At 67.1% G+C, this 21811-nt stretch carries 17 protein-coding genes and 2 pseudogenes; 8 read left to right on the top strand and 11 right to left on the bottom strand.

Going from position 1 to position 21811, the window contains the following annotated elements:
* Window positions 1-160: 160 nt before the first annotated feature.
* The gene (locus ACP2WS_RS10905) at window positions 161-682 is read right to left on the bottom strand and encodes a hypothetical protein (RefSeq protein WP_426460803.1); all 522 of its coding nucleotides are present in this window, start codon (window positions 680-682) and stop codon (window positions 161-163) included.
* A gap of 331 nt (window positions 683-1013) precedes the next feature.
* Here ACP2WS_RS10905 and ACP2WS_RS10900 point away from each other — a divergent pair.
* Window positions 1014-1710: pseudogene (locus tag ACP2WS_RS10900) on the top strand (DDE-type integrase/transposase/recombinase); the annotation flags it as partial.
* Between the two features lie 181 nt (window positions 1711-1891).
* Here ACP2WS_RS10900 and lysM read toward each other — a convergent pair.
* On the bottom strand, window positions 1892-2380 hold the full coding sequence (gene lysM, locus ACP2WS_RS10895) for a peptidoglycan-binding protein LysM (protein WP_426460802.1): 489 nt from the start codon (window positions 2378-2380) through the stop codon (window positions 1892-1894).
* Between the two features lie 140 nt (window positions 2381-2520).
* On the opposite strand from lysM, the gene ACP2WS_RS10890 reads away from it, so the two are divergent.
* Window positions 2521-3330 carry a type III pantothenate kinase gene (locus ACP2WS_RS10890; RefSeq protein ID WP_374491825.1) on the top strand — a complete coding sequence of 270 codons (810 nt, stop codon included), beginning with the start codon at window positions 2521-2523 and terminating at the stop codon, window positions 3328-3330.
* 209 nt (window positions 3331-3539) lie between these two features.
* On the opposite strand, the gene ACP2WS_RS10885 is transcribed toward ACP2WS_RS10890, so the two are convergent.
* The 3 genes from ACP2WS_RS10885 to ACP2WS_RS10875 all read right to left on the bottom strand — a co-directional run bounded on the left by ACP2WS_RS10885 (window position 3540) and on the right by ACP2WS_RS10875 (window position 9541).
* On the bottom strand, window positions 3540-7226 hold the full coding sequence (locus tag ACP2WS_RS10885) for a mechanosensitive ion channel domain-containing protein (protein WP_426460801.1): 3687 nt from the start codon (window positions 7224-7226) through the stop codon (window positions 3540-3542).
* Between the two features lie 96 nt (window positions 7227-7322).
* Window positions 7323-8585 carry a M20 aminoacylase family protein gene (locus tag ACP2WS_RS10880; protein WP_426460800.1) on the bottom strand — a complete coding sequence of 421 codons (1263 nt, stop codon included), beginning with the start codon at window positions 8583-8585 and terminating at the stop codon, window positions 7323-7325.
* Window positions 8586-8632: 47 nt separating this feature from the next.
* Complete coding sequence (locus ACP2WS_RS10875; protein WP_426460799.1) at window positions 8633-9541, bottom strand: transporter substrate-binding domain-containing protein; 909 nt, start codon at window positions 9539-9541, stop codon at window positions 8633-8635.
* A 471-nt stretch (window positions 9542-10012) separates the two neighbouring features.
* On the opposite strand from ACP2WS_RS10875, the gene ACP2WS_RS10870 reads away from it, so the two are divergent.
* Complete coding sequence (locus ACP2WS_RS10870) at window positions 10013-10906, top strand: aminotransferase class IV (protein ID WP_426460798.1); 894 nt, start codon at window positions 10013-10015, stop codon at window positions 10904-10906.
* A gap of 45 nt (window positions 10907-10951) precedes the next feature.
* On the opposite strand, the gene ACP2WS_RS10865 is transcribed toward ACP2WS_RS10870, so the two are convergent.
* Entirely contained in the window at window positions 10952-11407 is a 456-nt protein-coding gene (locus tag ACP2WS_RS10865; RefSeq protein WP_426460797.1) for a rhodanese-like domain-containing protein, read from the bottom strand.
* 67 nt (window positions 11408-11474) lie between these two features.
* A complete protein-coding gene (locus tag ACP2WS_RS10860; RefSeq protein ID WP_374491832.1) occupies window positions 11475-11945 on the bottom strand; it encodes a YidB family protein in 471 nt (156 codons plus the stop codon).
* A gap of 252 nt (window positions 11946-12197) precedes the next feature.
* Here ACP2WS_RS10860 and ACP2WS_RS10855 point away from each other — a divergent pair, with 252 nt between their 5' ends.
* Together ACP2WS_RS10855 and ACP2WS_RS10850 are read left to right on the top strand one after the other, a co-directional pair.
* On the top strand, window positions 12198-12353 hold the full coding sequence (locus tag ACP2WS_RS10855; protein ID WP_426460796.1) for a DUF3149 domain-containing protein: 156 nt from the start codon (window positions 12198-12200) through the stop codon (window positions 12351-12353).
* Between the two features lie 125 nt (window positions 12354-12478).
* The gene (locus ACP2WS_RS10850; RefSeq protein ID WP_374491834.1) at window positions 12479-12700 is read left to right on the top strand and encodes a YdcH family protein; all 222 of its coding nucleotides are present in this window, start codon (window positions 12479-12481) and stop codon (window positions 12698-12700) included.
* A 183-nt stretch (window positions 12701-12883) separates the two neighbouring features.
* Here ACP2WS_RS10850 and ACP2WS_RS10845 read toward each other — a convergent pair whose 3' ends face one another.
* From ACP2WS_RS10845 to ACP2WS_RS10835, 3 genes are read right to left on the bottom strand one after another with little or no spacing between them, the layout of a single operon-like run.
* Window positions 12884-13702, bottom strand: coding sequence for a 16S rRNA (uracil(1498)-N(3))-methyltransferase (locus ACP2WS_RS10845; RefSeq protein ID WP_426460795.1), 819 nt, complete (start codon window positions 13700-13702; stop codon window positions 12884-12886).
* Window positions 13703-13752: 50 nt separating this feature from the next.
* Window positions 13753-14505 carry an SDR family oxidoreductase gene (locus ACP2WS_RS10840; RefSeq protein WP_426460794.1) on the bottom strand — a complete coding sequence of 251 codons (753 nt, stop codon included), beginning with the start codon at window positions 14503-14505 and terminating at the stop codon, window positions 13753-13755.
* Window positions 14506-14519: 14 nt separating this feature from the next.
* A complete protein-coding gene (locus ACP2WS_RS10835) occupies window positions 14520-15599 on the bottom strand; it encodes an aminoglycoside phosphotransferase family protein (RefSeq protein WP_426460793.1) in 1080 nt (359 codons plus the stop codon).
* Window positions 15600-15823: 224 nt separating this feature from the next.
* Between ACP2WS_RS10835 and ACP2WS_RS10830 the strand changes: the two genes are divergently transcribed.
* Genes ACP2WS_RS10830 through rsmA form a run of 3 tightly spaced genes read left to right on the top strand, consistent with a single transcriptional unit; the run spans window position 15824 to window position 20564 of the window.
* Entirely contained in the window at window positions 15824-18304 is a 2481-nt protein-coding gene (locus ACP2WS_RS10830; RefSeq protein ID WP_426460792.1) for an LPS-assembly protein LptD, read from the top strand.
* Window positions 18305-18324: 20 nt separating this feature from the next.
* The gene (locus ACP2WS_RS10825) at window positions 18325-19737 is read left to right on the top strand and encodes a peptidylprolyl isomerase (RefSeq protein WP_426460791.1); all 1413 of its coding nucleotides are present in this window, start codon (window positions 18325-18327) and stop codon (window positions 19735-19737) included.
* Window positions 19738-19781: 44 nt separating this feature from the next.
* Entirely contained in the window at window positions 19782-20564 is a 783-nt protein-coding gene (gene rsmA / locus ACP2WS_RS10820) for a 16S rRNA (adenine(1518)-N(6)/adenine(1519)-N(6))-dimethyltransferase RsmA (RefSeq protein ID WP_426460804.1), read from the top strand.
* Window positions 20565-20938: 374 nt separating this feature from the next.
* Here rsmA and ACP2WS_RS10815 read toward each other — a convergent pair.
* A pseudogene (locus tag ACP2WS_RS10815) lies at window positions 20939-21394 on the bottom strand (acyl-CoA thioesterase); the annotation flags it as partial.
* Between the last annotated feature and the right edge of the window lie 417 nt (window positions 21395-21811).

The raw sequence follows: 21811 nt of genomic DNA, 5'->3' as shown, positions 1-21811 counted from the left end.
TATGCGCAGTCGTACTGCTGACAAGCTGGGGCACGGGCATCTGCGCAACAGTCTGGCTAGCTTGAGTATGGCTGTCGATGACGGAGGCATCTGCCACCCAGGTATCTACACCGTCATCACGAGGGCCGGGAATTTGATCGGTTGCCATGCTGCACCTCGCTTAAAAGGTCTGGCTGTAGGCCAGGGTCAGATATTTTGTGACGTTGATGATGCTCAGCATGTAGACCTTGATGGTGCGGTCATCCACTACTAACAGGATAGTTGGATCATCGGCGGATCCCATTGGATTATTTGGAAATGGGAAGTCGCGTAGTGGCATATGGTGAATGATTCGCTCATCCTTGAATATTTTTCCGATATCGATCTCTGCGGAATGATATGTACCGTCCTTGGAGCGCCAGGTCACCTTGGCGGATGCCGGGAAATTTTTGATGTTGATATGCCCGCTTCCTCCCATTGTTTTGAGAAGTGCCTCGCCACCCACAGATTCGAACGAACGGCTTTTTTCACTTGGTGAATCATCCGTGTCTCTCAGACCCGCATAAACTACCGTGCATCCATAAGTGTCAAAGCAAAAACTTTGAAAACTGTGAAACTTGAAGTGCAACACAGGGACTGAATCGGGGTTAGCCACAGCGGTAGCGGCGTTTGATAGGGACGAAGATGGAGTTTGCTGGTTCATTTGGCACCCCATGAGAGAAACAAAAATGGAAATTACGGCTATTCGGCAGATGATGGAAAACGGTCGCACTGGGCCTCTCCTTGGCGGGCTTTCCTGCCCGATACGGCATCATACACTTGGAAGCTCAAAAATTAATAAATTTGACTCATAATTAACCACTTTTTAGTAGATCATAGGTTGTTATATGAAACATAAGTTAGTAAGCATGACTATAGGTCAGGTAGCCCATCCCGGATGATTGCATTGATCCCAAACGCTATCCGCTGTTCATGGTCAGAACTGTCCGGCAAGAGCGGATAGAGTCCTTGCCATCCACCCGGGGAGTGAAACCATTTTGATGACCCTGCACAAGAATGCCCGCACCACGCCCGCCGTGCGTGCCGAGATCGCGGCCAGCAATGAGACAGCCAGTGTCCTGGCCCAGCGCTTTGGCATCACCGATGCAGACGGCGTACAAGTGAAAGAAGCGCTCCGTCTTTTGGGACCGCTCGCACACTGCCCATCATCTGCAGACCGTGCTCACGCCTGCGCAAGAGATCGTGGTCGTCCACCTGTGGCGTACCTTGCTGTTGCCCTTGGATGACCTGCTGGCTGTCACGCGCGAGTTCGTCTGCCTCCATGTCTCACGCACGGGCCTGGATCGGTGCTTGCGCCGCCATGGAGCGGGTAACCTCAACGCTCTCAAACCCCAGGAGCCTGCGGTGGCCTTCAAGAGCTACGAGCCAGGCTATGTACACATGGATGTGAAGTGCCTGCCCCAGATGCAGGACGAAAGCAGCAGGTGCTATCTGTTCGTGGCCATTGACCGGGCCACGCCCTGTGTGTTCGTGCAGTTCAAGGCCAACAAGACAGCCGCCAGTGCGCAAGCCTTCCTCAAAGCCCTGCACAGGGCCTGCCCGATCAGGATCAGCAAGCTGCTGACAGACAACGGCAAGGAGTTCACAGACCGCCTGTTTGCCAGCAGAGAACGCGAGCCCAGCGGCAACCATGAGTTCGATGAGCTGTGCGAGGAGCTGGGCATGGAACACTGTGGCATCCCGAATGCTCATAAGGTCGTTTGCAAACAGATGCGAGTGAGGCTGGTACCCCTCCTTCATAAAAAAACGCACCGATCACAAGGGATGCGGTGCGCATGGGGAAAAGCAATGATCTCGCTCGCTGGCGCTGTCCCGCCAGCTGGAGGGCCCGGGTGCTGGCCCAGGCTGGTGGTCAGAGTGCGGGGATGCGCAGCTTCTGGCCGGGGTAGATGCGGTCGGGGCTCGACAGCATGGGCTTGTTGGCTTCGAAGATGACCATGTACTTGTTGGCGTCGCCGTAGTACTTGCGGGCGATGGCGGAGAGGGTGTCGCCGCTCACCACGTCGTGGTACTGGGCATCGGCTGCGGCGGTGTCGGCCACGGTGAGGTTGTTGTCGACCGACTGGACGCTGGCGACGTTGCCAGCGGCCAGGGTGGCTTTTTCGGAGGCTTCCTTGCTGGGAGCGCTGCCGGTGAGGGTGACTTTGCCGCTGGCACCGTCGAAGACCACGGCCAGATCGCTCAGGCCGAGGTTCTGGGTGTCGATGTACTGCTTGATGGCGTCGGCGGCCTGGGCGTTGAGGGCGGACAGGTCGGGGCTGTTGCTGGCCGCTGCCTGCTCGACTTCCTTGTGACCGAAGAGCTTTTCACCGGCTTCCTTGATGAAGCTGAGTAGTCCCATGCGTGATCTCCTTGATAAAAGCGGAAAAGTGACTGGACCCTTAAAGGGTAAGGGCTTTCCAGGAGGCATGCATGGACGCAAGGGGCAATTTGGGTAAGCAAATGTCAAATTTTGCGCACTGGCATCGCATAATCGCGCCTATGAGTTTCCTTGCCATCGACGTCGGCAACACCCGCCTGAAATGGGCCCTGTACGCGCAGGCCCGGCCGGATGCGCCGCTGATTACCCACGGAGCGGAGTTCCTGGAGAACATCGACCGCCTGGCCGAAGGTCCGTGGAAGGATCTGCCCGTGCCGGACCGGATGCTGGGCTGTGTGGTGGCGGGCGATGCGCTCAAGCGCCGGGTGGTGGAGCAGATGGAGATCTGGCCCGATCTGGTGCCGCGCTGGGTGGTGCCCCGCCCCGAGGAGGCTGGGGTGCACAACGGCTACGACATTCCCACCCGCCTGGGCGCGGACCGCTGGGTGGCGATGATCGGTGCCCGGCACCGCATGCTGCAGGGCTGCACGGACGGCGCCGGGCCACGCCCCCTGGTGGTGGTGATGGTGGGCACGGCGGTGACGGTGGAAGCCGTGGATGCCGAGGGGCAGTTTCTGGGCGGGCTGATTCTGCCGGGGCACGGCATCATGCTGCGTGCGCTGGAGTCGGGCACGGCAGGGCTGCATGTGCCGACCGGGCATGTGACGGAATTTCCCACGAACACGAGCGATGCGCTGACGAGCGGCGGGACCTTTGCGATTGCCGGCGCGGTGCAGCGCATGGTGCGTCATGTGGCGGAGCGCTGCGGACAGCCGCCCCTGTGCGTGATGACGGGGGGCGCGGGCTGGAAGATGGCGCCCTACATGGAGACGCCTTTCGAGCTGGTCGAGGGGCTGATTTTCGAGGGGCTGCTGGCCATGGCAGCCGCCAATGATCCGCTTGCCAGCCAGCAGCGCGTGACGGCACTCTGACGACGGCTGCTGCGGCGGCTGCATCTGGGTTTGCACGCGGCAGGCCTTGCACGGACTGCCGCGCACAGAGGGCTGTGTACCGGGGGTGATGTGGGGTGCTGAGTGCAGGGCGCCCCCGGGGCACCGCACCGGAGCGGGTGCCGCCCTCCTCCTTGGCTTGGCCTTGTTTCGCTTTATTTTCTGTCCTGTGCGGTCCGGGCGGTTCCGGCTCAGGCGCGCGGTGCGGACGGCGTGGCGCCGCCGGGCTGCGGCTGCGGCTGCGGCCGAGATGGCACTGCGGGCGCCGATACGGCACCGGGAACTGCCGGGGAAACGACGACGCCCGGTGCGGACGTGCCGGCGGGCGGCTGGGGCGGCCAGTCGCGCAGATGCACGTCCATCTGCGGGAAGCTGATCTCGATGCCGGCAGCGGCGAAGCGCTCGACGATGGTCTGGTAGAGGTCGTTGGTGACGCGAATGCGGTCGGCCAGTTCGGGCACGTAGGCGCGCAGCTCGAAGTTGATGGTGCTGTCGGCCAGGGCGATGAGGGCGGTGACGGGGGCGGGGTCGTCCATGACGCGCGGATGCGAGCCGGCGATTTCGAGCAGGAGGCGGTGCACGCGGCCGAGGTCGGAATCGTAGGCGACGCCCACGGGCAGCACGATGCGGGTGACCGTGTCGCTCAGGGACCAGTTGATGATCTGGCCGGTGATGAAGGTCTTGTTGGGGATGATGACTTCCTTGTTGTCGTAGTCGCGCACGGTGGTGGCACGGGTGCGGATGCGCGTGACGGTGCCGTTGAGGTCGCCGATGGTGACGGTGTCGTTGACGCGGAAGGGGCGCTCGACCAGCAGGATGAGGCCGGAGACGAAGTTGGCAAAGATTTCCTGCATGCCGAAGCCGAGCCCGACCGTGAAGGCCGCCGCGAGCCACTGCAGCTGCGACCAGCGCAGGCCGAGCTGGCTGAAACCGAGCAGGCTGCCCGAGATGACGATGGCATAGCGCAGCAGCGTGGTGACGGTGTAGCGGGTGGAGGACGAGATGCGGTCGTAGGGGGTGAGCAGGATTTCGAGCAGGCCGGGCAGATTGCGCGCCATGCTGGTGGTGAGCACGATCACGGCCAGGCTCACGCCGAGGTCCATGAGGCTGATGGCCTGGCTGATGGTCTGGCCATCACTGTCGGTGGTGGTGCTGTGCCACACGACGATGCTGTCGAAGCGCAGCAGCGCCGGCAGCACGCCAGACCAGGCCCACAGCAGGCCGCCGAACAGCAGCACGAACAGGGCCATGCGCACGAGCCGTCGGGTCTGGGCGCTGACGGTGACGAGGGTGAGGCCCGAATCGACGTCGGGCGATTCCCCCGATTCGAGGTCGGCCACGGCAGGCTGTTCGCCCCCGTCGCCCTGCTGCGCCTTTTGCGCGGCCAGGCGGCGTTCGCCCAGGAGCAGCCAGCGCTGCAGCAGGCCGGCTGCCACGGCCACCACCAGCCCCACCGACAGGCTGGTGATGAGCGCGTGCAGCACGATGGCGCCCGAATACACATAGCCCAGTGCCACGATGATGGCGCAGAACGCCAGCGCGGCAGGCAGGAGGATGCCGACCCAGCGCACCAGCAGGTGCCGCCGGTGGGCATGCCCGGGAGACATCGGTGCCCACTCGCGTGCCTCGCGCAGGGTGCGTGCAGCGAGCACGGCCAGCCCGCCGGCGAGCAGCATGAGGGCCAGGCGGGTCTGGCTGTCGATGTCGGCGTCGACGTTGCGGTCGAGGGGAACGAGCGCCAGCAGGGCCAGCGGCACGATGAGAGTGGTGCCCACGGGCCAGAAGCGCCGCGCGGCGCGCACGCGGTCCGGCGCCCAGTAGAGGTGGGCCTGCGCCAGCCCCAGCGGCAGGATGAGCGAGTGCAGGAAGCAGATGATGAAGATGGTGCCATCGGTGCGCAGCAGGGCCTGGCCCCAGGCCTCACCCCCGGTCACGCGCTGCAGCAGATAGCCCAGTCCGCCCGCCAGGGCAGGCCAGGGAGCGGCATGCAGCAGGGTCCAGCCCAGAGCCTCCAGGGTGTAGCGGAAGCGATCCTGGAGCGGGTCGTGCATGCACGTGGCAATCTGCTGCAGTGCGGCAGGGGCGCGCCGCGCAGCCACGAACAGGGCTCCCACGGCCAGCACCACGAGCAGGTACAGAAAGGGCGCCTGCACGAGGTCGGCCAGCACGCGCGCGGGCATCTGCAGCACGGCGCCGGGGTGCAGCGACTGCGCCAGATGCGTCGGCAGCTGCAGCAGCCAGGACAGGCTCACCGGGCGGTGGCTGGGGATCCAGAGCAGCTCGCGCTCCATGAGGTCGCGCAGCTCGGTGCCACGGCTCGTGATGGTGTAGAGCGCCGCATCGGTCTGCTCCAGCATGGTGATGCGGCGGCGCAGCAGGGGATCGAGCTGGTCCATGAGCTCGACCTGAGTAGCCTGCCAGCGTGCCATTTCATCGGCCGAGGCGTTGTTTGCCGTGGGGGCGGAGGCGGCCTCGGATGCAGCTGCGGCGATGCCGGTGATGCCACTCTGGGGCTGCCCATGCACCAGGGCGTAGCGGCGCTCGGAGAGGTTGTAGAGCCGCAGGCGCAGGTCACCCAGCTCGGACTCGACCGTGCGGCGCTGCTGGTAGAGCGCATACACCGAGGGCAGTGCAAGCCGCTGCTGCCACAGCCAGTGGCCGATGGTGGCGTTGCTGCCCCCGAGTCGCAGGCGGGCCTGGGTGTCGCGCAGGGTGGTGGCGACCAGATCGCTGGTGCGCTCGGCTTCGGCCAGCGCAGCGCGGTCGGCGGAGAGGCTCTGGGTATTGGTCAGCAGCTCGTTGGCGAGATGGGCGTTTTCGCGCGCGATGGCGGCGATGCGGCTGTCGGGAGAGGGCTGCTGCGCGGCCAGGGCGGTCATCTGGGCGGCGAGCTTCTGCAGGCGGGCCTGGCTCACGGCTGCGATGCGGCGGCTGAGCCAGTCGAGGCGTGGGGCGCGCAGGGTTTCCTGCTGCCGCAGGCCGTGCAGGGTCGATTCGAGGGCGCGCTGACGCAGATCGCTGGTGTTCTGCTCCAGTTCGGCCACGGCCAGCGCCAGACTGGCCTTACGCTGCTCGGCGCTGTGCTTGAGCTGCCGGGCCTCGGTGAGAGCAGCCGGCTCGCCCTGTACCTCGGGCAGCGGGGTGGTGGCGGTGTCGGCGGCACGGCGCAGGGTGTCAAGCCGGTCGAAGGTCTGGCCCGGGCTGGAGATGAGGCCGGTGAGCTCGTCGGAGGTGCTGTCGATGCGCGAGCGCAGATCGGCCTGCGCGCTGCGCTCCTGGGCGAGCAGGCGTTCGAGCGTGTCGCTGTCGGCATCGGCCGGAATGCGCCGCACCCAGGCCTGCAGCTGGGCGTCGATGTCTGCCTGTGTGAGCGGCCGCACAGTGGCAGCGGCAGGAGCGCTCTGCTGCTGGTGCAGGGTCTGGAGACGGGCGGCCAGAGTATCGCTTTCCTTTTCGAGGGCGGAGGCGTCGTCGAGCAGCGCCTTGGCGGTCTTGAGCTGGGCGGCTCCGAGCCCCGCATTGGGCAGGGCCTTGCGGGCTGCCTCGATGCGCGGCGCCACCGGAGCCGGTACGGCTGCCGCACTGCCCGTGCCGGAGCTGGCTGTGCCATCGAGCACTGCAGTGGGAGCGGCAGGCAGTGCAGCAGAGGACGCCGTTGTCGCACTGCCGGTCACCACGCCGAGCAGCCCTGCCACCCCGGTGTCCGCCGTCTGGGCGGCGGCCGATGCAGGCTGCACGCCACCCGCCACGGTCAGGGCCACCGCAGCAGCCACCCCGCACAGCCACCGCACAAGCGGCCTGCCGGACGAAGGCGCAGCAGAAGCCGCAGTGGCGGAAACAACGGAAGCAGAAACGGAGGCGGCGGATTCCGGGATCATCGGCAGACGGGATTCATGCAAGGGTAAACGGAGCCCGTCACGCGAGACATCGATGGGCGCCTGGAAGGACGAGGAGAGCGCGCAGGCATTCCCGCGTCAGGGGGCCTCGGTGACGGCCTCTCCGTCGGACGCGGAAGGCACCGGGGCCGGCCGGGCCAGCCAGCGCTCGGCCAGCCGGACCCAGAAGGTCGCTCCCTGGGGCAGCAGGCGGTCGTTGAAGTCATAGCTGCCGCTGTGCAGCATGCATGGCCCTGCCCCGTGCCCCAGACTGCGGTGCTGCCCATCGCCGTTGCCGAGGAAGAAGTAGCACCCCGGCTTCTGCAGCAGCATGAAGGAAAAGTCCTCTGCCGCCATGCTCGGCTCCTGCCGGTGGCTGTGGCGCGGACCGAGCAGCTCGGTGGCCAGCTCATGCACGAAGCGGGCCTCCTCGCGGCTGTTGAGGGTGGGGGGGTAGTTGCGCTCGAACTCGAAGGTGGCCGTCATGCCGAAGGCCTCGGCCAGATGCTCGGTAAGCAGCCGCATGCGCTCCTCGACCAGATCGAGCACATCCAGCGCAAAGGTGCGCACGGTGCCCTGCAGCGTGCAGCGATCGGGGATGACGTTGGTGGCATCGCCCGCCTCGATCATGGTGACCGAAATCACGGCGGCATCGAGCGGCCGGGTGTTGCGCGACACGATGGTCTGGAAGGCCTGCACCAGCTGACAGGCCACGGGCACCGGGTCGTTGGCGTCCTGGGGCATGGCGGCGTGGCCGCCCTTGCCGTGCAGGGTGATGCGGAATTCATTGCTCGACGCCATCACGGCCCCGGGCGAGGCGGCAATGTCGCCCGCAGGCAGGCCGGGCCAGTTGTGCAGGCCAAAGATGGCCTCCATGGGAAACCGGGTGAACAGGCCGTCGTCCATCATGGCCTCGGCTCCCCCGCCTGCCTCCTCGGCAGGCTGGAACACGAAGTGGATGGTGCCGTCAAAAACGCCGTGCGCAGCCAGATGCTGCGCGGCCCCGAGCAGCATGGCGGTATGCCCGTCGTGCCCGCAGCCGTGCATGCGGCCGGGATGCCGGCTCGCATGGGCGAAGGTGTTGGTCTCCTCCATGGGCAGGGCATCCATGTCGGCGCGCAGGCCCACGGAACGCGCGGCATGGCCACGCCGCAGCACGCCCACCACGCCCGTGCCACCGACCCCCCGGTGCACCTCCAGCCCCCACTCCTCCAGCCGGCGCGCGACGATGTCGGCGGTGCGGAATTCCTCGAAGCACAGCTCGGGGTGCGCATGCAGATCACGCCGCAGGGCGACGAGCGCATCGGCCTGCGCGGCAATCTCGGCCGGAATGGCCAGGCGGGGCAAGGGCGGGGCAGTCATGGTCACAGTGTAGCCGCATGCGCTGCGCAGACCCGCAACCGGGGGCCTCAGGTGGCCGGACGGTCGCTCAGGTTGCGCAGGTTGGCCTTGAGTTGCGGGCCCATGGGCATGTTGATGCGCACGTTGCGCGGCGGGATGGGCTGCATGAACCAGCGCGTGTAGAGCCGGGTGAACTCACCGGACTTCATCATGTGGCCGATGGTGCCGTCGACCAGCGTCTTGAACCGGGGATCGTCCTTGCGGAGCATGCACGCATAGGGCTCGACCTGCAGCGGAGTACCCACCACGGCGTAGTCGTGCGGGGTGCGCGAATTGGCGATCAGGCCGAACAGCAGCACGTCGTCCATCGCAAAGGCATCAGCACGCCCGGTCTCGACCATCAGGAAGGCGTCGGCATGGTCCTTGGCCATGACCATCTTGGCGTCCAGATGGTGGTCGACCAGGTACTTGCGCATGACCTGCACGTTGGTCGTGCCCGTCGTGACGGCGACCACCTTGCCCTTGAGATCGGCATAGCCGTGGATGCCCAAACGCGCCTTCACGGCGAGGCGGGTGCCGGTGTAGAAGTGGTTGATGGCGAAATCCACCTCCTTGGCACGGGCCGAATTGTTGGTGGTGGAGCCGCACTCCAGATCGATGGTGCCGTTGGTCAGCAGCGGGATGCGGTTCTGGGAGGTGACGGCCTGCATCTCGACCTTGATGTCGGGGCGCTTGAGCTGCTTGCGCACCGCCGCCACGATGGCATTGCTCATGTCCATGGTCAGCCCCACCGGCCGCGTGCCGTCAAGGTAGCTGAAGGGCACGGACGACTCGCGGTAGGCCACCGTGATCTTGCCGGTCGAGGCAATCTTGGCCAGGGTGTCCCCCGCCTGGGCCGGCAGCACGACGGCGGCAGCCAGCACGGAGAGGGTCAGGGGGCGCAGTGCGCGGCGGGCAGGGAACGGAAAACGCTTCATGGGCGAGGCTCCTGGATCGGTCGGTAAGGGAAGGATGCCGGCAGACTCCGCCGTTTCCGGGATAAGGCGAAAGGCGGAGGCCATGCAGACCCAAGCAAAAAACACGCCAGCCCCGCCGGCAGGTGCACCCCTGCCACGCTTCCTCGCCGGAAGCCCGCCTCCTGCGCTGGCAGCACCGCACCCTCAGCCAGCTCCCCTGCATGTCCAGCACGACGCATTCCGGTGCATGGCGCCCCAAGTCCGCGCCTGCCCTGCACGATTCCGTGGTCGCGCCCCGGCCACACCTGCAGGCCGATCCGGCTCCGCCCCCGCGCCACTGCACGCAGCAGGAAGGACGCGCAGTATCATGAATCCGGCTTTTCTTCGTGGCATCCCTGCCGTGACCGGAGAGCAGAGGTCGTGCACCGGCACGCCATGCGCTGCCCGGCCGACGCGATGCCGTGTCCGCACCTGTCATGAAAGCATGCGCCCATGAGCCTCCCTGCCCTGCCCTGCCATCTCAATGGCCGCTACACCACGACCGACCAGGCCACCGTCAGCGTCTTCGACCGAGGATTCATCTTCGGGGACGGCATCTACGAGGTAGTGCCGTTCTACGGCGGCAAGCCCTTCCGGCTGGAGCAGCATCTGGCCCGGCTGGAGCGCTCGCTCAGCGCCGTACTCATGCGCAACCCCCATACCCCGGCCGAATGGCGCACCATGGTCTGCCAGCTCGTGGAGCAGCTCGGTGCCCAGCTGGGGCTGACCCCGGAGCAGTTCGACCAGACGGTGTACCTGCAGGTCACGCGGGGCGTGGCCGTGCGCGACCATGTGATCGACCCCACGCTCTCCCCCTCGGTGTTCGCCTACGCCAACCGCTGGACCCCGCCGTCGGACGAGATGGTGCAGCATGGCGTGCGCTGCGTCACGGCCGACGACTTCCGCTGGGAGATGGCGCATGTCAAGAGCATCAGCCTGATGGGGGCCATTCTGGCCCGTGACCTGAGCCACCGCGTGGGTGCCACCGAGACGGTCATGTTCCGCCACGACATGCTCAGCGAAGCTGCCGCCAGCAACGTCTGGATCGTCAAGCAGGGCACCGTCATCGGCGTGCCGCGCAGCCACCTTTCGCTGGAAGGCATCCGCTACGGCGTGCTTGACACCCTGTGCGCCGCGCTGGGCATCGGCTTCGAGCTGCGCCCTGTGTCCCGCGAGGAAGTGCTGACGGCCGACGAGGTGCTGCTCACCTCGGCCTCCAAGGAAGTGCTTGCCGTCGTGCAGCTCGACGACCAGCCCGTGGGCGCCGGTGTTCCGGGCCCCGTGGCCCTGCGGCTGCAGGCCGCCTACCGTGCCTGGGCCCGCAGCGGAGCCGACACCCCGGCCTGATGCCGCGCGCAGGTCAGGCCCGCACGGGCCTGCCGTGTCTCCGCCTCAGCCCTGCACCCAGGGCAGGCCATGGTGGCGCCAGCCGCCCTGCGTGCCCCGATGCCCCTCGGCATCCAGCCCCCCTTCGAAGCCTTCGAGCACATTGAAGCATGGCGACAGCCCCAGCTCGGTGGCGCGGGTGGCGGCTGCCACCGAGCGCACGCCACTGCGGCACAGAAACAGCAGCCGGCATCCCGGATGGGCCCGGGCCACGGCTGCAATGCCGGCATCGAACCCGGCATTGAGCTCCATGCCGGGATAGATCTTCCAGCTCAGGGGGACGGCGCCGGGCACCTGCCCCACCCAGTCGCGCTCGGCATCGGTGCGCACATCGACCAGCACGGCCGAGCCCGCCTGCACCCAGGCCCAGGCCTGTTCGGGCGACACGTCACCGGCATACCCGGGCTGTGCGTCCGGCGTGAAGGAGGAAGGGAAAGAGGGGGAGGCAGCAGGGGCAGTCATCTGGCAACTCGTGGGATCGGAATGATCCGAGTATCACCCCTCTTGCCGGCCCCCGCTCTGTCCGGGGTCAGCGATGGCCGCCCAGCAGGCCACCCAGCATGCCCACGAGGCTGGAGGCATCGAGCTGCCCGCTGGCAGCGGCGCCTTCCGTCACCTGCCCCTGGGGAGTGAGATGGTTGACCAGATCGGGCAGCACCTGGGCCAGCATGCCCGAGGCCTGCGATGCATCGAGTCCCAGCTTGCCGGCAAGAGAGCTCACCACGCCCGAACCCAGTGCGGACTGAATCTGCTCTGCGCTCACGGGCAGGTTCTGGCCGTTGCCGATCCAGGAGCTGACCTGTTCACCCAGACCGGCCTTGCCCATGAGCTCCTGCAGGCCATTGAGCCCGCCGACCTGATTGAGCAGCCCACTGAGCAGGCCCGCGCTCTGCTCCTGGCTGCCGCCCCCGAGCAGGCCACCCAGACTGCCGAGCAGCCCTCCCTGGCCGTTGTTCTGACTGTTGAGGGCGGCGCCCAGTACCGAATCCAGCAGTCCCATGGGATGCTCCTTGTGCAAAGAAAAGTGAAGAAGAGAACTGTCTTCCGGTAGCGAGCCTTGATGTCTCGGCCGTGGGCCGGACACGCGCCGCCAGAATGAACAGCGATGAAAATGTACCCTATCCCCCGCGGCAGGCATCAATTCATCATATTCGAATGTCTTTGATTCAGGTCAAAAGTCACATCCCGCAGCCAGTGCCTAATCGACATGTTTCTATAAGTAACCTGCAAGGAGTTGGCGATGGATGTCCTGATGCGTGAACTGTTTAGTACGGATATTGGGCTGCTGTCCCTCTTTACCATCGCTTTCATCATCGTGATGGCTGTGTTCATCTACAAGTTCGTGCGCCGGCACATTGCCGAGGACCGCGCCGCAGCCGAACAGCAAAAACCTCAGCTGCGCACCTGAGCCTGAGCCACCATCACGCCGGCAGGGGGCTGGCTGGCGCATGCGGAGGTTCCAGTGCGTCGCTTATACTTGATGCAAGGGCTCTGTTGGCCCTTTTAGACTCCCCACCGTGACAAGGGAAAACCATGTTTCCAGAATACCGCGACCTGATCACCAAGCTCAAGACCGAAGACGCCCGTTTCGAGCGCCTGTTCGACAAGCACAACGAACTCGACCAGAAGATCAAGAATATCGAAGCCGATCCTGCTGGTCAGACCGGTGCCGACATCGAAAACCTCAAGAAGGAAAAGCTGCAGCTCAAGGACGAGCTGTACGAAATCCTGCGCAAGGCTGCCGGCAAGGCATGACCAGACGGGCCGCGGGCCGGGCACTCCCCGGACGCTGTCCTTCTGCACCGAGAACCCACCCCATGCGGTGGGTTTTTTGTTGCCCGTCCAAGACCGAGTGGAAAAAGAAGATGGGGCTCTGCCAGAGGCAGCGCAACGCCCCGTACCGGCCCCGCTGGCCTTTCACAGATCCCGGCAGCGCCCTCAGCCCCGCAGCATCAGATAGGCCAGGGCCGCCAGAGGGGCGGTCTCGGAGCGGAGCACCCGGTTTCCGAGCGTGACGGGCAGCCAGCCCTGCTGCAGGGCGGCAGCTTCCTCTTCGGGGGCCAGGCCTCCTTCGGGACCGGAGAGCAGCCACACCGCGCGGTTCGCCTCCAGGGCCGCCGTGCGCACATGCAGGGGCTGCGCGCCGGCAGCGAGCGACAGCACGAGGCGCAGGGGGAGCAGCGCTGCTGCATCTCCGCCGCCCGAACCTGCCGCCGGGGCCAGTGCGTCCTGCAGATCGCGCACGCCCCAGACCGGCGGCACCGACAGCCGCCCCGACTGCTCGCTGGCGGCCACCGCCACGCCCTGCCAGTGGGCCTGTCGCCGCGTGGCGCGCTCGCCCTTGAGACGCAGCACGCCGCGCGCGGTCATGAGCGGCTGGATGCCGGACACCCCGAGCTCGGTGGCCTTCTCGACCAGCCAGTCCATGCGGTCGTTGGCAGGCATGCCTGCGGCCAGATGCACTTCGGGGGCAGGGGCGGAGGAAGGCAGCGCGGCATGGCAGGCCCCGATCTGAACGAGGACCTCGCTGCGCCCCATGCGGGTGATGGTGGCCTCAAAGGCGCCCTGTGCACAGGCCGGTGCATCCGCACCGGGCACGGGGAGCCCGTCGATGTCGAGGGTCAGCCCGCCATGAAAGAGCACGATGGCATCTCCCGGCTGCAGGCGCAGCACCTGCACGTGGCGGGCGGTTCCGGGGGGCAGGCTGATTTCCTCGCCGCTCACGAGCGGCACGGGGCAATGGAAGCGGGCAGGCATGGCAGGTCTGTCGAAAAGGGAAGGATCAGGAAATGTGCCGCATCGGCGCGCTACACGCCGCCGGCCACGTCGAGCAGATGGCCCGTGACATAGCTGGCCGCCGGGCTGGCCAGCCAGACGATGGCCTCGGCCACTTCGCGGGGGCTGCCGATGCGCCCCAGGGGCACGGCCTGCAGGCGGCGGGCCATGACTTCGGGGCTGTCGTGATGGATGCCGGTGTCGGTGATGCCGGGACGCACGGCGTTGACCCGCACGCCTTCGGCGGCCACCTCGCGCGCGAGGCCGACGGTGAAGCTGTCGATGGCGCCCTTGCTGGCGGCGTAGTCCACATACCGGCCCGGCGAGCCGCCACGCGAGGACGAGCTGCCCACGTGCACGATGGCACCGCCCCGGCCGCCATGGCGCGTGCTCATGTGGCGCACGGCCTCGCGTGCGCACAGCATGGTGCCCAGCGTGTTGACGGCAAACAGGGTCTGCCAGCGGGTCAGGTCCTGCGCGTCGAGCCGCGCAGCAGCGGGCGCCAGTCCGGCACTCGTCACCAGGGCATCGAGCCTGCCGGCACGGGTCAGGGTGTCGGCAAAGAGCCGCTGGACCTCCTCCTCGCGGGACACGTCGGCCTGCAGCGCCCAGGCAGTGCCGCCGCCGTCAGCGATGTCTCGCACCACGGCCGCAGCTGCCGCTGCATCCCGGTGGTACGCCACCACCGGTCGCCAGCCCCGGGCAGCCGCAAGCCGGGCCACGGCGGCCCCTATTCCCCGGCTCGCGCCGGTGATGAGCATGACGGAAGCGTCGGGGGAGGCCACAGTGCCCATGGCGCTCACACGCGGCCGAAGGCGTAGCCAGTCACGTCGCCAGTGCCCTCGATCTCGTCGACCAGGCGCAGCAGCGGTGCGAGCTCGCGATAGCGCCGCGCCGTGTGGCGGATGTAGTCGATGAAACGGGGCGCATCGGCCAGATAGCGCGACTTGCCGTCGCGCAGCGTGAGACGGGCAAAGATGCCTGCGACCTTGAGGTGGCGCTGCAGCCCCATCCATTCGACGGCGCGATAGAAGGCGCCAAAGTCGCCATGCCAGCCCTCGTGGTCGAGCAGCCCGGCCTTGCGGGCACGCTGCCAGTAGCGCACGGTGATGTCGAGCACCATGTCCTCCTCCCAGCTGATGAAGGCGTCGCGCATGAGGCTGGCGATGTCGTAGGTCACGGGCCCGTACACGGCATCCTGAAAGTCGAGCACCCCCAGCGGAGCCCCCGGTTCGGCTCCGAGCATGAGGTTGCGGGGCATGAAGTCGCGATGCACATAGACCTGCGGGGCAGCCAGATTGGCTTTCACCAGGGTGGCAAAGGTGCGCTGCAGCACTTCGCGCTGGGCCTCGGTGAGCTGCACCTTGCGGTGCTCGGCCAGATACCAGTCGGGAAAGAGCTGGAGCTCGCGCAGGAGCATGGCTTCGTCATAGAGCGGCAGCTCGGCAGGGCGCGAGGCCAGCTGCCAGGGCAGCAGCACATCGAGCGCCTGCACGTACAGCGGCTGGGCCGCCTCGGGACGCTCGGGGTCGAGCGCCGTCATCATGGTGCGGTCTCCCAGATCGGTGAGCAGCATGAAGCCGTGGGGCTCGTCCCACTCCAGCACGCGAGGCGCGTGGAGCCCCGCCTCCTCCATGAGGCGCGCCACATGGACGAAGGGGTGGCAGTTCTCCCGGTCGGGGGGCGCGTCCATGATGATGCGGCTGGGCAGCCCGCCTGCGCTGTCGATGCGCAGATAGCGGCGGAAGCTGGCATCGGCACTGGCCAGAACCACGGTATCGGGCAGCAGCTGGTGGGACGGAGCCACCTGCCCGAGCCAGCGGGCAAAGTCCTGGGCACGGGCGGAATCGGCCCAGGTGACGGAGGGAATCGCAGACATGGGGAAACATCCTGAACAGGCCGGCCACCCGGCACGCCCGCATTGTAGGCGTTTGCCCCGGGCCGCCGGCACCGCGTGCAGGCCCGCAGGACGGCTACATTTTGGCGCGGACATGTGATGGGGCGGCCGGCAGAGACTGGCACAATGGCAGGATGGCCGTGCCTGCGCGCGGGCCCTGTCGTTTTCCCCGTTTCCTGTTGTCCAACCCCAACCCTACGTCTGGCGTGATTCAGAATTCCTCCCCGCTCCGTCGGCGCTCCCGCACGGACGAGATGCCGCCGCGCCTGCATCCGCAGGCCACCGCGCTGGCAGCCTGGCTGCTGTGTGCCGGATGCCTGGCCCCCTCCTCTGCCGGTGCCGGCACGACCGCTGCGCCTGCCCCTGCCGCATCCCGCGCCGAGGCAGCATCGGCTCCTCTGTCCCTGCAGCCCAGCCCCTGGCTCGACGAGCGCCTGCCCGTGCGCGAGCCCGGCACGGCCAGCCCCGGCGCCACCACCGTGGTCGATGCCGACCGTCTGCATGGTCAGGTCGACCGCAGCGTGACCGCCACCGGCCAGGCCGTGCTGCGCCAGCCGGGCGGCGTGGTGCACGGCGACACGCTCGTCTACGACCAGAGCGCCAACACGGTCATGGCCACCGGCCATGTGCGCATCAACCGCCAGGGCAATGTCTACCGCGGCGACCGCCTCCAGCTCCAGCTCGACACCATGTCCGGGGGCTTCTCGGACGTGCAGTATGGACTGCTGCGCAACGGCGCGCACGGCACCGCCAGCCAGGTCGACTTCATCGACGACACCCACAGCCTGGCGCACGAAGCCATCTACACCACGTGCCGCACCGACGACGCCCGGGCGGGCAAGTCCAACCCGGCGTGGTACTTCCGGGGGGACAAGATCCTCATCGACACCGAACGCGACGAAGGCTACGTGCAGCACGGCGCGCTCGTGTTCAAGGGCGTGCCCATCCTGCCGATTCCCGGCGGACTCGGCTTTCCGCTGTCCGACAAGCGGCGCTCCGGTCTGCTCGCTCCGAGCATGTCCTACGGCTCCAACGACGGTCTCACCTACAGCCAGCCCTACTATTTCGACATCGCCCCCAACCGCGACGCCACCGTCACCCCCACGATCTACAGCAGCCGGGGCGTGAACCTCTATGGCCAGTTCCGCTACCTCGAACCGCACTACAGCGGCAACATCGAGGTCAACGACATGCCGCACGACAACCTGCGCGACATCAAGCGCTGGAGCTACCGCCTCAACCACACCCAGACCATCCCCACCGGCACCAGCCTGGGGGGCGATCTGGGACTCACCCTCAACCTGCACCGGGTGAGCGACGACAACTACTGGCGCGACTTCAACAGCCTCTCGGCCATCAACAGCTCGCTGTCCGACCGCCTGCTCTCCAACGACGTGCGGCTCAACTGGAGCCACGGCGACTGGTCTGCCTACGTGTTCGCCCAGAAATGGCAGACCCTGCAGCAGCCCGACACCCTCACCCCGCCCTTCGACAAGCTCCCGCAGGCACACGCCACCTACAGCAGAACCGACGTGCGGGGCTTCGACTACTCGATCGACCTCGACACCACGCGCTTCCGCTCCGACAGCACCCTCACCGGCTACCCCAACGGCCAGCGCAGCTACGTGCAGGGCCGTGTCAGCTACCCGTGGCTGAGCTCCTGGGGACACCTCACCCCCACCCTGCAGCTCGACGCCACGCGCTACGACACCTCCACCCCCATGAGCAACGGCGCCACCAGCGCCACGCGGGTGCTGCCCACCTTCACGCTCGACGGTGGACTGGTCTTCGAGCGCTCCACCCAGTTCTTCGGGCGCAACATCACGCAGACGCTCGAACCACGGCTGTTCTACGCCTACACGCCCTACCGCGACCAGAGCTACCTGCCCGTGTACGACACGGCGCTCAAGGACTTCAACCTCTCAAGCATCTTCAGCGCCAACCCCTTCTCCGGCAACGACCGGGTTGCCGACATCAACGCCCTCACCGCCGGCGTCACCAGCCGGCTCTACGAAGCCGACACCGGCAAGGAACTGGCCAGCTTCACCGCCGCCGCACGGCGCCAGATGCATGCCCGGCAGGTCACCCTCAACGCCAGCGACACCGCCGACAGCAGCAGCTTCAGCGACCTGCTCTTCGACGCCAGCCTGCACTGGAGTCCCCGCTGGAGCACGCGCGCGGCCCTGCAGTACGACCCCACCATCGGGCGCAACATCCGCTCGGTCTTCGGTGTGAGCTACAGCCCCGGCCCCTACCGCACCCTGTCGGCCAACTACCGGCTGCAGCGGGGCGTGAGCGAGCAGGTCGACGCCGGCTGGCAATGGCCCATCAACGACCTCTGGGGCGAAAAGGACGCCTCGCCAGGCCGTGGCCAGGGCCTCGGGCCGAACCGCTGGTACTCGGTCGGCCGCGTGTACTACTCGATGCTCGACCGCCGCATCGTCGACGCCATCCTTGGCATCGAATACGACTCCTGCTGCTGGATCGGCCGGGTGGCGCTGCGCCGCCAGCAGACCCAGGAAACCCCGGTACAGTACAGCAACAAGATCATGTTCCAGCTCGAACTCACCGGCCTCACCCGCCTCGGATCGAGCCCCATTCCCACCTTCCGCGACAATATTCCGCACTACCAGCTGCTGCGCGACGGTTCCGCCGCCGAGCACAGCCGATTCGAGCAATACGAATGACCCCCACCGCAGAGCATCCCATGACTTCTTCCGTCGTCCGCCTGTCCTCCCTGACCCGCCGTACCGGCGCCCTCACCCTGGCCACCCTCATGGCCATCGGCGCCGTGCTGCCTGCCCAGGCCCGCACCCCCTCCCGCAAGAAGGGCCCCACGGCTGCCGCACCGGCAGTCCATGCGACGCCGGGCGCCCCGGTCGTGGGCGACTACATCGTGGCCGTGGTCGAATCCACCCCCGTCACCAACCGCGAGGTCAACCTGCGCGCCGACCTGATCGCGCACGACCTCACTGCCCGCCATGCCGCCGTGCCCGAACGGGCCGCCTTGCTCAAGCAGGCCCTCAACGACCTCATCCTGCGCAAGGCCGCCATCAGCTTCGCCAAGAAGGCCGGCCTCACCGCCAGCGACGAGGAGGTCAACGTCCGCCTGCAGGAAGTCGCCGCCCAGAACCAGACCGACATCAAGACCCTGCTGGCCCGCGTGCAGACCGACCGCCATCTCACCCCGGCCCAATACCGCCAGGAACTGGCCGACCAGATCGCCGTGGAACGCCTGCGCCAGGGACAGATCGCCTCCATGACCGGCAAGGTCACTGACGCCGACGCGCTGGCCTACCTGCGCGAGCAGCAGGCCAAGGCGGGCGCCGGAGTCGCTCCGGTCGAAATGCTCAATCTGGCCCAGATCATCATCGCCGTGCCCCGCAATGCCGATGCCGCCACCGTGCAGCAGCTGCAGGCCAAAGCCGAGGAAGCCCTCGCCAAGCTGCGCTCGGGTACCGACTTTGCCACCGTGGTGCACGACTACACCGATGGCTCCGGCCGCACCACCGGCGGCGTCATGGGCCTGCTGCCCGCAGCGCAGTACCCGGCCGAATTCACCAGCGCCGTGCAGAACGTGCCGGCAGGCCAGACCACCGGCATCATCCGCACCGTGGCCGGCTTCCACATCCTGAAAGTCGTGGACCGCCAGCAGACCACCGCCGTCATGACCGTGCCCGAGCTGCACGTGCGCCACATCCTGCTGCGCACGGGCCCCAAGCTCACCCAGGCACAGGCTCTGGCCGAGCTCACCAAGCTGCGCCAGCAGATCACGGCTGGCAAGCGGGACTTTGCCGATGCCGCACGGGCCGTCTCCGAAGACGGCAGCGCCCAGCAGGGCGGCGACCTGGGCTGGACCCCGCCCGACGTGTTCGTGCCCGAATTCACCCAGCAGATCGACCGGCTGCAACCGGGACAGATCAGCGCTCCGTTCGTCACCCGCTTCGGCGTGCATCTGGCCCAGCTCCTCGGACGCCGCGCCATGCCCATGACCCCGCAGCAGGAGCTCGAAGCCGCCCGCGCCGCCCTCCGCCAGCAGAAGGAAGCCGCCGCCGGTGCCGAATGGGAACGCAACATCCGTGCCCGTGCCTACGTCGAGCTGCGCGAGGCCGCGCATTGAGCCGTTCCACCCCCTCCCGCCCCGGCCACCATGCCCGCACCCCGGTGGCCCACAGCGGGGGCCATGTGGCGCGCAAGCGCTTCGGCCAGAACTTCCTGCATGACCAGGCCGTCATCGAGGGCATCGTCGATGCCATCGACCCCCGGCCCGGCGAGCCTCTCATCGAGATCGGCCCCGGTCTCGCTGCCCTCACCCGGCCGCTCGTCGAGCGCTGCGGCCATCTGACCGTCATCGAGCTCGACCGCGATCTCGCCGCCCGCCTGCGCACCGTGCCCACGCTCGACGTGATCGAGGCCGATGTGCTCAAGGTCGACATCACGGCGCTGGCGGCCGAGCGCGGCTGGACCCGGGTGCGCCTTGCGGGCAACCTGCCCTACAACATCTCCACCCCGATCCTGTTCCACCTGCTCGACCACGTCGCCATCGTGCAGGATCAGCACTTCATGCTGCAGAAGGAAGTCGTGCACCGCATGGTCGCCGGCCCGTCCACCTCGGACTACAGCCGGCTGAGCGTGATGCTGCAGTGGCGCTACGCCATGGAAAAAGTCCTCGACGTGCCCCCGGGCAGCTTCAACCCGCCCCCCAAGGTCGACAGCGCCGTGGTGCGCATGGTGCCCCTTGCGGACGCGCCTGCCGTCGATGCACGGCTGCTGGGCGAGCTGGTGCAGTCCGCCTTCAGCCAGCGACGCAAGCTCCTGCGCCACAGCCTGGGCCACTGGCTGGAGGCCCACGGCTACACCGGCGATTTCGACCTGCACCGCCGCGCAGAAGAAGTGCCGGTAGCCGAATACGTGGCGCTGGCCCAGTCGCCCTCCCTGTCCGCCTGAAGCGCCCCGCCGCACGGCACAGGCAGCAGCACACAGGCGCTGACAGGGCAAAAGCAAGAGCCTGCGCGCGTCAGCACGCAAGCTCCCACAGCGACGGAACGGAACCGCCCCTGTCAGTCGGCCGATGCCTTGTCGGCCTTGCTCCCCTTGGCGTGCTTGCCCGCCGCCTTGCCGGACCTGGCAGGCTTGACGGTCTTCACCCCCTTGGGCAGGTGAGCGGCCACCGCATCGGCACCTGCCGGAGCAGGCGCAGCCCCTTTCCCTGTCTGCGCAGCACCGGCCACAGGCACTTCCGCCCTGGCAGCTGCCGGCACACGCCCGCTCTGCCCCGCAGACTTCGATTCGGCTGCAGGCGCCAGAGTCCGGCGCGGTGCACGCTCCTCGTACTCGCGGCGAAGCTGCTTGCGGACCATGGCCTCCTCGAAGCGGCGTTTCTCGTCAGAGGTAAAGGGCCGCAGCGGTGTCACGGCCACCGGCCGCCGTTCCTCGTCCACCGCCACCATGGTGAAAAAGCAGCTGTTCACATGCCGCGTCTCCTGCGACAGAATGTTCTGCGCCTCCACCTTGATCCCCACCTCCATCGACGAAGTGCCCGTGTAGTTCACCGAGGCATAGAACGTCACGAGCTCGCCCACATAGATCGGCTGCCGGAACATCACCTGATCCACCGACAGCGTGACCACGTAACGCCCCGCATAGCGGCTCGCGCAGGCATAGGCCACCTGGTCGAGAAGCTTCAGAATGGTCCCCCCGTGCACATTGCCGGAGAAATTGGCCGTATCGGGAGTCATCAGCACCGTCATGGTGAGCTGGTGGGCAGGTAAGTCCATGGTTGACAGATCGGTTCAGAAAAAAAGAAAAATCAGGCAGGCCAAGCCCCACGCCAGGCATGAGGCACGCGCCCCGCTTTGCCGCATGCAGCCGCAAGCACCAGCAACCCAAGCAAAATCCAGGCCACCCATGCCGCACCTCTGCATGCCGCTGAGGTACCGCATTGTGCGCCAACCACAAGCTCCCTGCCGCAGACATGGCCCACTCACGGCCAACTGCCCCGCAAGGCACGGGGCGCCCCTCAGCCCCATGCCCGCCAGTTCCGCAGCCCGCTACGCGGCCGCCAACGCTGATGTCGATGCTGTTGCCCTGATAGGTGCTGTGGTTGACCATGTCGCTGGCTGTGAGCGTGCCGGTGCTCAGGCTGTTGCTGCCCGCAGTTTCGGCCGCTTGCGTGCTGGTGATGATGCCGCCCC

The organism is Brachymonas moutaii (nom. illeg.), from assembly GCF_049977365.1.
Taxonomy (GTDB): Bacteria; Pseudomonadota; Gammaproteobacteria; order Burkholderiales; family Burkholderiaceae_C; genus Brachymonas.
The sequence above is the reverse complement of the archived record's forward strand: the minus strand, read 5'-3'. Positions and strand labels throughout refer to the sequence as shown.

Coding starts and splice junctions, on each gene's coding strand:
- ACP2WS_RS10905 (WP_426460803.1), bottom strand. CDS start 682: ATGAACCAGCAAACTCCATCTTCGTCCCTATCAAACGCCGCTACCGCT.
- lysM (WP_426460802.1), bottom strand. CDS start 2,380: ATGGGACTACTCAGCTTCATCAAGGAAGCCGGTGAAAAGCTCTTCGGT.
- ACP2WS_RS10890 (WP_374491825.1), top strand. CDS start 2,521: ATGAGTTTCCTTGCCATCGACGTCGGCAACACCCGCCTGAAATGGGCC.
- ACP2WS_RS10885 (WP_426460801.1), bottom strand. CDS start 7,226: ATGATCCCGGAATCCGCCGCCTCCGTTTCTGCTTCCGTTGTTTCCGCC.
- ACP2WS_RS10880 (WP_426460800.1), bottom strand. CDS start 8,585: ATGACTGCCCCGCCCTTGCCCCGCCTGGCCATTCCGGCCGAGATTGCC.
- ACP2WS_RS10875 (WP_426460799.1), bottom strand. CDS start 9,541: ATGAAGCGTTTTCCGTTCCCTGCCCGCCGCGCACTGCGCCCCCTGACC.
- ACP2WS_RS10870 (WP_426460798.1), top strand. CDS start 10,013: ATGAGCCTCCCTGCCCTGCCCTGCCATCTCAATGGCCGCTACACCACG.
- ACP2WS_RS10865 (WP_426460797.1), bottom strand. CDS start 11,407: ATGACTGCCCCTGCTGCCTCCCCCTCTTTCCCTTCCTCCTTCACGCCG.
- ACP2WS_RS10860 (WP_374491832.1), bottom strand. CDS start 11,945: ATGGGACTGCTGGATTCGGTACTGGGCGCCGCCCTCAACAGTCAGAAC.
- ACP2WS_RS10855 (WP_426460796.1), top strand. CDS start 12,198: ATGCGTGAACTGTTTAGTACGGATATTGGGCTGCTGTCCCTCTTTACC.
- ACP2WS_RS10850 (WP_374491834.1), top strand. CDS start 12,479: ATGTTTCCAGAATACCGCGACCTGATCACCAAGCTCAAGACCGAAGAC.
- ACP2WS_RS10845 (WP_426460795.1), bottom strand. CDS start 13,702: ATGCCTGCCCGCTTCCATTGCCCCGTGCCGCTCGTGAGCGGCGAGGAA.
- ACP2WS_RS10835 (WP_426460793.1), bottom strand. CDS start 15,599: ATGTCTGCGATTCCCTCCGTCACCTGGGCCGATTCCGCCCGTGCCCAG.
- ACP2WS_RS10825 (WP_426460791.1), top strand. CDS start 18,325: ATGACTTCTTCCGTCGTCCGCCTGTCCTCCCTGACCCGCCGTACCGGC.